This window comes from Pseudomonas costantinii (genome assembly GCF_001870435.1).
GTDB lineage: Bacteria > Pseudomonadota > Gammaproteobacteria > Pseudomonadales > Pseudomonadaceae > Aquipseudomonas > Aquipseudomonas costantinii.
In genome coordinates this window covers 620,667-633,967 of sequence record NZ_MDDR01000034.1, presented here as the reverse complement: position 1 = coordinate 633,967, position 13,301 = coordinate 620,667, and the positions used below count along the sequence as shown (strand labels likewise).

The following is a 13,301-nucleotide window of genomic DNA, read 5'->3' as shown; positions in this document are numbered from 1 at the left end:
GTCAGATCTTCTGTGCCAGGGACACGGTGAAAATGCCCCACTCATCCACACGCTGAGTGATCTTGCGAAAGCCCGCAGCCTCGACCAACTGATCCATTTCCGCCTGGCTGCGACGGCGCATCACCCAGGCTTGGCCCTGGCGGTGGCTGGTCAATGCACGGGCGATCAGTTCCAGTTGCGGGTGCCACGGTTGGCCGGTGTAGACCAGGTAACCGCCAGGCTCCACCGCTTCGGCCAGGCCAGCCAATGAGCCGCCGACCATGCCGTTATCGGCAAACAATTCATACAGCCCGGACACCACCGCCAAGGTCGGTTTTGGCGCAAGCGCCGCGAGATCCGCACGGTCAAAGGCATCGCCTTTGACGAATTGCGCGATATCCCCCAGGCCTTTCTCACGGATCAGCGCGCCACCGTCGCGCACGTTGATGTCGCTGTAGTCGCGCAGCAGGATCGATTCCGGCATCGGCGACACGCCCTGCAAGGCCTCCAGGATGTAGCGCCCGTGGCCGGCGGCGATGTCCACAATGCGCACTTCGCGATCATCTGCACGCAGCTCTGCCATGGCTAGGCGCAGCAACTCCTCGACGTTCAGCTTGCGCTGGCGAATGCCGCGCCAGCCGATGGAATTGAGGTAGTTGGTGTCGATCATTCGCCCCAGGCCACCTTTGCCGGTGGGCTTGTTGCGGTACACATAATCCAGGGTGCTGCCGGAGTCGAAACCGGTGTCAAAGCCCAGTTTCACGCCGTCCGACAAGGTTTTGCCCAGGCCCATGCTGGCGCGGGTCATGCGCCAGTACAGGTCGCGCAAGGAGTTGTGCGGCAGCGGTGCGGCGAGGGATTCGGATTCGGCGCAGGTGGCGCCCAGCTTGTCGGCGTCCAGTAAGGAAGCGCGGTCCAGCGGGTGTTCGAAGTTCTGCAGGATAAAACGCTTGGCACTGCTCACGGCTACGGCGCGGTCGCGTTCGCCTAGGGTGTCGTGGAAGAAACCAGGGAGGATGTGCAGTTCTTTTTTCAGGCTGCCGAGGCGGTCGAAAAATTGCTGTTGGGGTTTGCGGTGCACCACAAAGTCGGAGCCGGAGACCAGCAGTTGCGTCGGCACCTGAATCGCCTGGGCATCGGCTACAACGCGGTCGGCCGCTTCGTACAGGCCCAGCAGCACATTCACCGAGATGGCCTTGGTGATCAGTGGGTCGCTGTCGTAAGACGCCACGCGCTCAGGGTCATGGCTGAGGAACTTGGCCTTGACGTAACTGTTGACGAAAAAGTTGCCGCGAAACTTGCGCATCAGCGCCAGGCCCGGCCGCGCGAACGGCACGTACAGCTTGACCTTGAACGCCGGAGAAGCGAGCACCAGGGCGCGGATCTTCGGCGCGTAATCGTGCACCCAGGTGGCCGCGATCACTGCGCCGACGCTTTGGGCGATGACGGCGAAGTTCTCTTCATCGATACCGTAGGCGCCGCCGATATGGTCGCAGAAGGTCTGCACGTCGCGAGCGCTGGTGGCGAAGCTGGGGCTGTCACCCCGCTCGCCGGGGGATTGCCCATGGCCCCGGGCGTCCCAAGCGAAGAAGTCGAACTGCGGCAGGTCGAGTTCATCGACCAGGTGGGCAATGCGCCCCGAATGCTCGTGGCCGCGATGAAACAGCAGGATCGCTTTGCGCGGTTCATCACCCTTAGGGGCGGTTGCCGGCCAGTGCCGGTAGAAAAGCTCGACGCCATCATGGGTACTGAAGGTGTGCTCTTGCTGTTCGCGCATCGCAAAAATCCTTATGCAATCGGTGAGGTGTGTTGTTCTTCTTTGAGGCCCTGGCGTACCCGGTTGACCAGGGTGTAAGCGAGTAGGGCGGCGACCAGCCACATCACGGCGTCGACCCAACCCGCACTGAGCCAGCCCAGCGCGACACCGGTGGCCAGTACGCCGAGTACAAACGCCCGATCGCTCTTGCCCATCGGCCCGTCATAGCGTCGAGACGCCCCGACCATCGGCCCGAGCACACCGGCGTATTCACTGAACACCGCGAGCAGCGCCACCAACAGCACCGGCGCCAGGCTCACGCCGGGGATCAACGCAAAAGGCAGGATCAGCGCACTGTCGGCGATCACGTCGCACAGTTCATTGAGGTAGGCGCCCAGGCGTGACTGCTGGCCGAACTCTCGGGCGAGCATGCCGTCGATGGCGTTGAGGGCCATGCGCAGGATCATCCACAGCGGGATCAGCGCGAACAGCCAGAGGTGTTGGGCGAAGCCGGCGATCAACAGGCCGACCAGCAGGGAAACTACGCCGGCCAGCACGGTGATCTGGTTGGCGGTAGTGCCGTTGTCGTAGAGGCGCTGCACGAGAGGGCGCAGCAAGTTTTGAAAGCGCGGTTTGAGTTGATAGATCGAAATCATGGGAGTGACGCTTCCTTGTCCGTGGACCCGCGAAAAACTGTTTCGGAGTGTGCCGATTAATCGTGGCCTGCACCAGTGATGGCACGTGTTTATGGGGGGATCGGGTCGTGGTCTGCTTCTAGGCAAACAAAAATTTCACGCATCGTGTTATATCGTAACTAATTGTGTACAAGTGGGCATTGAGTGGATGCAAGTTGATCTAGAAGCTGACGGCGCTTCGGTTGAAGGCCTTCCGCGTTTTCAGCAAGGACTGTTCCATGCCCGTCGATTGAGGCAAGCCGGTATCAGCCTGACGGCCCTGGCCATTTTCGGTTGGATACTGGCGCTGTTTGTCGCCCTGTTTGCGCCGCTGTCGATCTGGCCGGTGCTGCTGATCAACTGTGCTTCGGCGTTGCTGGTGCTGGTGGCCGGGTTGCAATCGGCGTGGTGGGTCGCCGATTGGCGCGCCCAGGCGCTGGAAGGGCCTGCGGCTGAGCTGATCGAACTGCCCGTTGAAGATACAGGTTGGTACGCGCGCCTTATCGGGCGTTTTGGCAGCGGCTTGTTGGCGCAGATCGGTACGCCAGTGCTGTGGCTGGGCGGCTGGTCGTTGTTGGCGCTGGTCAGCATTATCGAATTCTGGAACCTGACCTTGCCCGCAGCGGCGGTGGGGCAGTCTGCAAGCATCGGTGCCGCGCTGGCGTTGGCATTGGCCTTCGGTTTACTGGTGTTCGAGCGACGCTTGGCTCAGGAAAGTACCGCGCAATGGCCGGAAGCCTCGCAGTTGGCGCAATTGAGCCGGGTGGTGATTGTTTGCCTGGTGGTCAGTGCGGTCTGCCTTTTGTTCGCCGGTGCAGAGTCTGTCTGGCCGCTGCGCCTGGCGACACTGATCGGGTTGTTGCCGGCGCTGGTGGCGCTGGAGTTCCTGTTGAGGGGCGCGCTGTCACTGTTCAGCCCGCGCCAGCCACGTCTAGAACCACGCTTGATGGCGCAGAGTGTTATCGCCGGGTTGTTGCGTTGGCCGCCACAACCCTTGCTGGCGTTGCAGCATGAATTGCACAACCGCTTCGGTATCGATCTGCGTCAGATCTGGGCATTTACCTACATGCGCCGCGCCTTCCTGCCGGTGTTGTTGGTGGTGCTGGCGGTAGGTTGGGCGCTGACCGGAGTGCACGAAGTGCCCCTGCAAGGTCGTGGGATTTATGAGCGCTTCGGCAAACCGGTGGAAGTGTTCGGCCCCGGCCTGCATGCCGGATTGCCATGGCCGTTGGGCCGCGTGTTAAACGTGGAAAACGGCGTGGTGCATGAACTGGCCACCAGCGTCAGCGAAGCCGCCACACCGGAACTGGCCCCCGCCGAAGGCCCGGCGCCGCTGATTGCCAACCGGTTATGGGACGCCAGCCATGTGAATGACAAATCCCAGGTGATTGCCAGCAGCAGCGGCGACAAGCAGAGCTTCCAAATCGTCAATATGGATGTGCGCTTCGTCTACCGCATTGGCCTGACCGATCAGGCCGCGCTCGCCGCCACCTATAACAGCGCGGATGTGCCCACGCTGATCCGCAGCACCGCCAGCCGCATTCTGGTCCACGACTTTGCCTCGCGCACCCTCGATGAATTACTCGGCGAACAACGCATCAGCCTCGCCGACGAAATTGGTCGTGCCGTACAAGCGGATCTGCAAAAACTCGACAGCGGCGTAGAAATTCTCGCCACCGTGGTAGAAGCGATCCATCCACCGGCTGGCGCCGCGAATGCTTACCACGGCGTACAGGCTGCACAGATTGGCGCCCAGGCGCTGATTTCCCGCGAGCGCGGCGCCGCCAGCGAACAAACCAACCAGGCCTTGCTGCAAGCCAGCACCGCGCGCGACCAAGCCCTGGCTACTGCGCGCGAAGTGAATGCAGGCGCCCAGGCGGCAGGCCTGCGCTTTGCCGCCGAACAAAAGGCCTACGCCAGCGCCGGCCAAGCCTTCGTGTTGGAACAGTACCTCGGCCAACTGAGCCAAGGCCTGGCCCACGCCAAGCTGCTTATTCTGGATCATCGATTGGGCGCCAACAGTGCGCCGACGATCGATCTGCGTTCTTTTACTTTACCGGCCGATCCTTCGGTGCCGCGTAAAGCCGTTCAATAAGGAGTCTGTCTGTTGAGCGCTCATTCTCACGATCATCATCACGGCCATCACCACCACCATCATCACGGTGATGAGCAAGCCGCCGGCCCATTCCCTTGGCGACGCATGGCCTGGGCCGTGTTGCTGGTGCTGTTTGCAGTGGCGGCGGCGAGCCTGGTGCAAGTGCGTTCCGGCGAGGCCACGGTGATTACCCGTTTCGGCAACCCGTCGCGGGTACTGCTGGAACCGGGCCTGGGCTGGCGCTGGCCGGCGCCGTTCGAGGCGGCGATCCCGGTGGACCTGCGCCTGCGCACCACCTCCAGCGGTTTGCAGGATGTGGGCACCCGCGATGGCCTGCGGATTATCGTGCAGGCCTACGTGGCGTGGCAGGTGCAGGGAGATGCTGACAATGTGCAGCGCTTTATGCGCGCGGTGCAGAACCAGCCGGATGAAGCGGCGCGGCAGATTCGCACTTTCGTCGGCTCGGCACTGGAAACCACCGCGGCCAGCTTCGATCTGTCCAGCCTGATTAACACCGATGCCAACCAAGTGCGCATCGCCGATTTCGAAGCGCAGTTGCGCCAGCAGATTGATCAACAATTGCTCACCACCTATGGCGTGCGCGTGGCGCAGGTGGGCGTCGAGCGGCTGACCCTGCCGTCGGTCACCCTCACCGCCACCGTCGACCGCATGCGCGCCGAGCGCGAAACCATTGCCACCGAACGTACCGCGGTGGGCAAGCGTGAAGCGGCGCAGATTCGCTCCGCCGCCGAGCGCGATGCGCGGATTGTGCAGGCCGATGCCACGGTGAAAGCCGCTGATATCGAAGCGCAATCGCGGGTCGAAGCAGCGCAGATTTATGGCCGCGCCTACGCCGGTAATCCACAGCTTTATAACTTGCTGCGCTCCCTCGACACCTTGGGCACGGTGGTGACGCCAGGCACCAAGATCATCCTGCGCACCGACGCCGCGCCATTTCGCGCGTTGGTGGATGGGCCGAAGGACGTTCAGCCATGACGATGCGTGACACTCCGGACAGCCCGTGGATTCAGGCCGGGCGCCTGACCTTCCTGGCGCTGTACGCGGTGACCGTGTTGGCGGCGTTGGCCTGGGCATTTTCCAATGTGCGGCAGATCGACCCGCAGAACCGCGCCGTGGTGTTGCACTTTGGGGCCCTCGACCGCATTCAGAATGCCGGGTTGTTGCTGGCGTGGCCGCAGCCGTTCGAGCAAGTGGTGTTGCTGCCGGCGGCGGACCGCGTGATTGAACGTCGGGTCGAGAACCTGCTGCGCTCCGAGGCCGCGACCCAAGCCGACCGCGTGGCCAGTTTCGCCGCGCCTTTGAGCGATGCTCTGGCTGGTTCTGGTTACCTGCTGACGGGCGACGCCGGGGTGGTGCAGCTGGATGTGCGGGTGTTCTACAAGGTCACTGAACCCTACGCCTTTGTATTGCAGGGTGAGCATGTGTTGCCTGCCTTGGATCGACTGGTCACCCGCAGCGCGGTGGCGCTGACGGCAGCGCGGGACTTGGACACGATTCTGGTGGCGCGCCCGGAACTGGTCGGCACCGATAACGGTGCGGCCGAGCGCCGTGAACGGCTGCGTGGGGATTTGGTGCAAGGCATCAACAAACGCCTGGCGGAGTTGGCCTCCACTGGTTTGGGGTTGGGCATCGAAGTGACTCGCGTCGATGTGCAATCGAGCCTGCCGGGCCCGGCGGTGAATGCGTTCAATGCGGTACTGACGGCCAGTCAGCAAGCGGATAAAGCGGTGGCGAATGCCCGCACCGAAGCGGAAAAAGTTACTCAAACCGCTACCCAAGAGGCCGACCGACTGGTGCAAGTCGCCCACGCCCAGGCCAGCGAACGCCTGGCCAGTGCCCAGGCTCAAACCGCCACGGTCGCCAGCCTGGCCCAGGTCAAAGACCCCGGCTTGCTGCTGCGCCTGTACCGTGAGCGTCTGCCGAAGATTCTCGGCCAGGCCGGTTCCGTGACCACGGTCGATCCTAAAGACGACTCCCGCTTGATCATTCAGGGAGCCGAACAATGAGCGCGCCCATGCTGACTTCCGCTGAGCAGCGCAGTGCTGCCCGGCAATTGACCTTGGCCATGCTGGCGCTGGGTTTGCTGGTATTGGGCCTGGTGTGGCGTTGGTTGGCGCCGGACCAGAACGGTGTCAGCCAATTACTGCTTGGCGTCGCGTCCTTGCTGGTGGCCGTGCCGGTGATGCGTTCGGCCTGGTACAGCCTGCGTTTCCCGAGCCTGCACGGCATCACCGATCAACTGATCGCCCTGGCGATGATTGGGGCATGGGCTACCGGTGATCTGCTGACCGCTGCATTGCTGCCGATCATCATGATCTTCGGCCATGTGCTGGAAGAGCGCAGCGTGATTGGCTCTCAGGAAGCGATCCACGCCCTGGGCAAATTGACTCGCAGCCATGCGCGCCTGGTGCGGGCTGATGGCAGCATCGTCGAAGTGGATAACGGCACGCTGAACACCGGCGATATCGTCGAAGTGCGCGCCGGTGACCGGGTGCCCGCCGATGGCGTGGTGCTTTCCGGTCAGGCGAGCCTGGACACGGCGCCGATCACCGGTGAGTCGGTGCCATTGGAAGCCAGCGTTGGCGTGCAAGTATTTGGCGGGGCGATCAATCTCGACGGCTTGCTGCGCCTCGAAGTAACCCGCACCGGTAATGAATCGACCCTGGGCAAAGTCATCGCGCTGATGCAGAACGCCGAACGCTCCAAGCCGCCGATCACACGGCTGCTGGAGCGGTATGCCGGCAGCTATATGGTGTTGGTGTTGCTGCTGGCGGCGGTGACCTGGTTTGTGACCAACGATGCGCAGGCGATGTTGGCTGTGCTGGTGGCGGCGTGCCCATGTGCCTTGGTGCTGTCGGCGCCGGCTACGGCGATTGCCGGGATCGCCGTGGCGGCGCGCCATGGAATTTTGATTCGCAGCTCGGCGTTCCTGGAGGAATTGGCGGACCTGACGTCATTGGTGGTCGACAAGACTGGCACCCTGACCTTTGGCACCTTGCGCCTGCAATCCATCGAGACCAGCGCGCCGGATCGGCAGGTGTTGTTGAACCTTGCAGCCAGCTTGGGTTCGGCGAGCAGTCACCCGGTCAGCCGTGCGCTGGCAGGGCTGGCAACGCAGGAGCAACTGCTGGTGCTCACCGACATCCGCGAACGCCAAGGCCTTGGCGTGGTTGCGCAGACCGAGCAGGGCGAAGCGGCGTTGGGGCGTCCGGAGTTGTTCGAGCAACTGGGTATCGTGACCACTGCCGTCCCTAATCACGACGGCCCGATTGCCGGGTTGGCGCTGGGTGGGCAGTTCCTCGCCTGGTTGTTGCTGGCCGACAGCGTCAAGCCGGAGGCGCGTCAGGCGCTGCAAGAGCTGCGGGATTTGGGCCTGGGTCGCCAACTGCTGCTCACGGGCGACCGTCAAAGCGTGGCTGACAGTCTGGCCTTGGACGTGGGCATCAGCGATGTCGAAGCGCAGGCACTGCCGGAAGACAAGCTCAACCGTGTGCTGGGGGAAATTGGCAGCGGCTTTAGGCCAATGGTGGTGGGCGACGGCATTAACGACTCCCTGGCGCTAAAAGCCGGTGTGGTCGGCGTGGCGATGGGCGCGGGCGGGGCGGATATCGCTCTGGCGTCGGCGGATGTGGTGTTGATTGGCAGTGATTTGCGGCGCCTGGGTACGTGTGTGCGCTTGAGCCGTCAGTGCCGCCACACGCTACAGGTCAACGTGATCATCGGCTTGGGCTGGACGTTGGCCATCGTCGTGTTCGCCGCTTTTGGCTGGTTGGGCGCGGCAGGCGCAATGATTGCGGCGGTACTGCATAACCTCAGCACCTTGCTGGTACTGGGTAACGCCGGGCGTTTGCTACGCTTCCAGGAGCCGCTTTTGAAGCTTGAAGAATAATTTCAGAAATATTTGCACACGGCTGTAACGCCGATGAGGGGCCTCACTCTAGTGGTATGTCGAGACTGAACAATCCGTTTGGACCGACTCCACAACCGATCATGAGGATACAAAAAATGAACTTCAAATCCGCTGCTGCTGGTGCCGCCCTCGCAATGGCCGCCGCTACCATGTTTGCTGGTGTAGTCACTCAGGCTCAAGCCGCTGACACCGCTGTGCACTGCTACGGCATCAACGCCTGCAAAGGCCAGAACGATTGCAAAACCAAAGACCACGCCTGCAAAGGTCAGGGTTCTTGCAAAGGCCAAGGCTTCAAAGTCCAGGCCAGTGCTGATGCTTGCACCAAGGCTGGCGGCAAAGTCGGCGAGTAACCGGCAACCGAGTGCACCCGCAGCGGTTGCCCCCACCGCTGCGGACACTTTGCCCTGGAGTGTCTGATGTCCGCTTCCCTTCCAAGTCTGGGTTACGGCCTGGGTTTACGCAGTGAGTACTACCAGCAGATCCTTGAACAATCCCCAGCTGTGGATTGGTTCGAAGTGATCTCCGAGAATTATCTGGTGCAGGGCGGTAAAGCCTTGTACTACCTGGACGCGATAGCCGAGCGCTATCCCCTGGTGATGCACGGTGTGTCCCTGTCCATCGGTGGGCCCCATGCCCTCGATACTGATTACCTGAAAAACATCAAACAGCTCGCTGAGCGTATTCAGCCCGCGTGGATCTCTGATCATCTGTGCTGGAGCCGCGGCAACGCCCACCAGTTGCATGACCTGCTGCCCCTGCCTTACACCGAAGAAAGCCTCTACCACGTGGCTGGCCGCGTTCGCCAAGTGCAGGACGTGTTGCAGCGCCCGCTGGTACTGGAAAATGTCTCCAGCTATGTGCGTTCCAAGGCGGATGAATTCACCGAGTGGGAATTCCTCAATGCCCTGGCCCACCTCACGGGGTGCCAACTGCTGCTGGACGTTAACAATGTGTATGTCAGCTCCCGCAACCATGGGTTCGACGCCTGGACGTTTATCCGCAACCTGCCGCCGCAAAGCATTCGCCAACTGCATCTGGCGGGGCATATGGACTACGGCGACTACGTGGTCGACACCCATGACCATCCGGTGTGCGACCCCGTGTGGGCGCTGTATCAACAGACGCTTGAGCACTTGGGCCCGGTGTCGACGCTGTTGGAGCGCGATGACCATTTCCCGCCGTTCGAAGAACTGCTCACCGAGTTGAGCAAGGCCCGTGAACTGGGTGCTGCCGCGTTGGCCAGGAGATCGCTATGCGCCTGACCGATTGGCAGTTGGCCTTTGAGCAGCATCTGTTATCCGAAACCTCTGTGGCTGAGAGTGGCTTCGCCGCCACCTTATTGGGCGGTCCGACGCTGGATGTGGACACGGGCCTGGCGATTTACCACAACGCCTACGTGTCGCGATTGCAGGAAGTGTTGCGCCATGACTTCGGCGCTATCTGGTATTGGCTGGGGGATGATGAATTTGCGTTGCTGACCGAGGCTTACGTTCGGCGCTACCCGTCGACCCATTACAGCCTGCGCTGGTTGGGCGAGCGGTTTGCGGCGTTTATCGTTGAGCATCTGGTGGCTGAACAGAGCGCGCCGTTGGCTGAGCTGGCGCGTTTGGAGTGGGCTTTTACCTTGGCATTCGATGCGCTGCAGGGTGAACCACTGACCCTGAATGATATGGCGCAACTGCCCCCCGAAGACTGGCCGGGGTTGCAGGTCACCCTGGCACCCTCGGTGCAGCAGATGCTTTGCCACTTCAATACGGTCGCGATTTGGCGTGCCAGCAAGGATGAGTCGGACTTCCCCGACAGCCACGCCTTGGAGTTGGCGCAGATTTGCTTGGTGTGGCGACACCAGAACGTGTGCCATTACCGTAGTCTGGAACCTGCGCAAGCCTGCGCCTTGGCAGGCATGGTGACCACCGGCTGGAGTTTTTCAGAACTGTGCGCGCAACTGGCAGTCACTTATGGAGAGGGTGCCCCCCTGCAAGCGGTTACGTGGCTCAAACAGTGGATCCAGGACGGTTTGCTCGAGCGCCGAGTCCCATAGAAGGCCGCTATCAAATCGATAGCCCCCTACTTTGTCTTCAGATGGTCTACCCTCATTCCAGACGTCTGAAACAAGGGGGGACTACTCATGCTCGCGCAACTTCCACCGGCCTTACAGAATCTTCAGCTACCGCTGCGTCTTCGACTCTGGGACGGCCATGAATTCAACTTGGGCCCCGAGCCCAGTGTGACCATCGTGGTGAAGGACCCCACGATTGTCAGCCAACTGACCCATCCCACGCTTAATTCGCTAGGCGAAGCCTTTATCGAGGGCAAATTGGAGCTGGAAGGCTCCATCGCTGAAGTGATCCGAGTGTGTGATGAGTTGAGTAACGCCCTGGTCGACGACGAGGACACGCATCCCGTGCGTTCGATCCACGACAAGGCGACTGACGCAGCGGCCATTTCTTACCATTACGACCTGTCCAACGAGTTCTACCAGCTATGGCTGGATCAGGACATGGCGTATTCCTGCGGTTATTTCGAAACCGGCAGCGAATCCATCGACCAGGCCCAACAAGACAAATTCCGCCACCTGTGCCGCAAATTGCGGTTGCAGTCGGGGGAGTATTTGCTCGATGTAGGCTGTGGTTGGGGCGGGCTGGCGCGTTTTGCGGCGCGGGAGTTTGGGGTCAAGGTGTTTGGCATCACCCTGAGCAAGGAGCAATTGGCGCTGGCCCGGGAACGGGTGAAAGCCGAGGGCCTGGAAGACCTGGTGGATTTGCAGTTGCTCGACTATCGCGACCTTCCTCAGGACGGCCGTTTCGACAAAGTGGTGAGCGTGGGTATGTTTGAACACGTCGGCCACGCCAACCTGGCGGAGTACAGCAAGACCCTGTTTGGGGCGGTGCGCGAAGGCGGCCTGGTGATGAACCACGGGATTACTGCCAAGCACACTGATGGCCGCCCCGTCGGCCGCGGCGCGGGTGAGTTCATTGAACGTTACGTGTTTCCCAACGGCGAACTGCCGCACCTGGCGATGATGACTGCCGAGCTCAGTGAAGTCGGGCTGGAAGTGGTCGACGTCGAAAGCCTGCGCCTGCACTACGCGCGCACCCTGGATCATTGGAGCGAGCGGCTGGAAGACAACCTGGAAGCGGCAGCGAAGATGGTACCGGAGCAAGCGTTACGCATTTGGCGGCTGTACCTGGCCGGTTGCGCCTATGCGTTTGCGCGGGGCTGGATCAACCTGCACCAGATCCTGGCGGTAAAACCCCACGCTGATGGCAGCCATGAACTGCCGTGGACGCGGGAGGATATCTATCGCTGATTCAGGAGCACCGAAGATCTAAAACTGTGGGAGCTGGCTGTTAGAGAATCGGTGAGATCAAGCGCGCGACCCGCATGCCCAGTTGTTGCAGGCGGCGGGTCTCGCGGCTTTCTTCCTGGCTGACTTCATGGGCCAGGGCGAAGTCATCCAGCAGCATCTGCTCCACTTCACTGGCGAAGGCCTGATCCACCGTCAGTAACATCACCTCGAAATTCAGCCGGAACGAACGGTTGTCCATGTTTGCACTGCCAATGGCGCTGATTTCGCTGTCCACCAGTACGACCTTCTGATGCAGGAAACCTGGCTTATAGCGGAACACCCGAACACCGGCGCGCACGGCTTCGATCGCGTAAAGGCTGGAGGCGGCGTAGACGATGCGGTGGTCGGGGCGCGAGGGCAGCAGCAGGCGCACGTCGACACCGCGCAGCACCGCCAGGCGCAGGGCGGAGAACACCGCTTCATCGGGGATGAAATACGGGCTGGTGATCCACACTCGCTCGGTCGCTGCGTGGATGGCTTCGACGAAAAACAGCGAGCAGGTTTCATACGGGTCGGCCGGGCCGCTGGCGAGCAATTGGCAAAGCACGCCATCCTCGGGGTAGGCGTCCGGCAGGATCAGGGGTGGCAACTCGCGCGCGGCCCAGAACCAGTCTTCGGCAAACGACTCCTGCAGGCAGGCCACAACCGGGCCGGTGACTTGCACGTGGGTATCGCGCCACGGCGCCAATGGCGGCTTTTTACCCAGGTATTCATCACCGACGTTGTGCCCGCCGACAAACCCGGTAATGCCGTCCACCACCACGATCTTGCGGTGATTACGGAAGTTGACCTGGAAGCGATTGAGCCAGCCGCTACGGGTGGCGAATGCTTTGACTTGCACCCCGGCGTCACGCAGTGATTGCGCGTAGCGATGGGGCAGAGCGTGGCTGCCGATACGGTCATACAGCACGTAAATATCTACGCCTTCGGCGGCTTTTTCCTTGAGCAGCGCATGCAACTGGCGGCCGAGTTCATCGTCATGAATGATGAAAAACTGGAACAGCACGGCGGTTTTGGCGTTGCGAATGGCGTCGAAGATCGCGCTGAACGTGGCATCGCCGTTGATCAACAAGCGCACTTCATTGTTTGCCAGGCACGGCATGCGGCCCAGTCTGGGCATGGCGCGCAGGGAGGCGTAGGCGCTGGAGTTGCGCGCGGCGAGGGCTTCTTCGACCCACGGGCGCCAGTTGAGCTCAGTGATGGCGGTGTGCATTTCCTGGTTGGCCTGGCGTCGGGCCTGGATGTAGGCGTCGAAGGTGCTACGGCCGAAGATCAGGTAGGGAATCAGCGTCAGGTAAGGCATGAACATCAGCGACAAGGCCCAAGCGATTGAGCCCTGGGCAGTCCGGACGGTCAGCACCGCGTGGATCGCGGCGAGGGTTCCGAGCAAGTGCAGCGTGGCAATGAAGTAGACGAGCAGGTGTGGGCCAAAAAAATCCATGAACGACGTAACTCCAAACAATCCAATGCCTAACAGACCATGAACGGCTGCGAATGTCGCTATTTTATTTGCCGTG

11 protein-coding genes are annotated in these 13,301 nt (G+C 61.6%); 8 read left to right on the top strand and 3 right to left on the bottom strand.

Annotation, left to right across the window (positions count from 1 at the left end; all coding sequences use genetic code 11):
- Position 1 precedes the first annotated feature (1 nt).
- Together BFL40_RS18385 and BFL40_RS18380 are read right to left on the bottom strand one after the other, a co-directional pair.
- Positions 2-1,756, bottom strand: coding sequence for a bifunctional alpha/beta hydrolase/class I SAM-dependent methyltransferase (locus tag BFL40_RS18385; protein WP_071485307.1), 1,755 nt, complete (start codon positions 1,754-1,756; stop codon positions 2-4).
- Positions 1,757-1,767: 11 nt separating this feature from the next.
- On the bottom strand, positions 1,768-2,391 hold the full coding sequence (locus tag BFL40_RS18380) for a CDP-alcohol phosphatidyltransferase family protein (protein WP_071485306.1): 624 nt from the start codon (positions 2,389-2,391) through the stop codon (positions 1,768-1,770).
- Between the two features lie 187 nt (positions 2,392-2,578).
- On the opposite strand from BFL40_RS18380, the gene hflK (BFL40_RS18375) reads away from it, so the two are divergent.
- The 8 genes from hflK (BFL40_RS18375) to cfaB all read left to right on the top strand — a co-directional run bounded on the left by hflK (BFL40_RS18375) (position 2,579) and on the right by cfaB (position 11,745).
- The gene (hflK, locus tag BFL40_RS18375) at positions 2,579-4,504 is read left to right on the top strand and encodes a protease modulator HflK (RefSeq protein WP_071485305.1); all 1,926 of its coding nucleotides are present in this window, start codon (positions 2,579-2,581) and stop codon (positions 4,502-4,504) included.
- A 9-nt stretch (positions 4,505-4,513) separates the two neighbouring features.
- Entirely contained in the window at positions 4,514-5,500 is a 987-nt protein-coding gene (gene hflC / locus BFL40_RS18370) for a protease modulator HflC (protein WP_162493889.1), read from the top strand.
- Complete coding sequence (hflK, locus tag BFL40_RS18365; protein WP_071485303.1) at positions 5,497-6,531, top strand: protease modulator HflK; 1,035 nt, start codon at positions 5,497-5,499, stop codon at positions 6,529-6,531. Before hflC ends, hflK (BFL40_RS18365) begins: the two co-directional genes overlap by 4 nt.
- Positions 6,528-8,414, top strand: coding sequence for a cation-translocating P-type ATPase (locus BFL40_RS18360; protein WP_071485302.1), 1,887 nt, complete (start codon positions 6,528-6,530; stop codon positions 8,412-8,414). The genes hflK (BFL40_RS18365) and BFL40_RS18360 overlap by 4 nt, the downstream gene beginning before the upstream one ends.
- Before the next feature lie 116 nt (positions 8,415-8,530).
- Positions 8,531-8,785 carry a BufA2 family periplasmic bufferin-type metallophore gene (gene bufA2, locus BFL40_RS18355; protein ID WP_071485301.1) on the top strand — a complete coding sequence of 85 codons (255 nt, stop codon included), beginning with the start codon at positions 8,531-8,533 and terminating at the stop codon, positions 8,783-8,785.
- 66 nt (positions 8,786-8,851) lie between these two features.
- Complete coding sequence (bufB, locus tag BFL40_RS18350; protein ID WP_071485300.1) at positions 8,852-9,697, top strand: MNIO family bufferin maturase; 846 nt, start codon at positions 8,852-8,854, stop codon at positions 9,695-9,697.
- Positions 9,688-10,476 carry an HvfC/BufC N-terminal domain-containing protein gene (locus BFL40_RS18345; protein ID WP_071485299.1) on the top strand — a complete coding sequence of 263 codons (789 nt, stop codon included), beginning with the start codon at positions 9,688-9,690 and terminating at the stop codon, positions 10,474-10,476. The genes bufB and BFL40_RS18345 overlap by 10 nt, the downstream gene beginning before the upstream one ends.
- 87 nt (positions 10,477-10,563) lie before the next feature.
- A complete protein-coding gene (gene cfaB / locus BFL40_RS18340; protein WP_071485298.1) occupies positions 10,564-11,745 on the top strand; it encodes a C17 cyclopropane fatty acid synthase CfaB in 1,182 nt (393 codons plus the stop codon).
- Positions 11,746-11,785: 40 nt separating this feature from the next.
- Here the strand turns inward: cfaB and cls are convergent, their stop codons facing one another.
- Positions 11,786-13,225 (bottom strand): cardiolipin synthase, encoded by a 1,440-nt coding sequence (gene cls / locus BFL40_RS18335; protein WP_071485297.1) that lies wholly within the window; start codon positions 13,223-13,225, stop codon positions 11,786-11,788.
- Positions 13,226-13,301 lie beyond the last annotated feature (76 nt).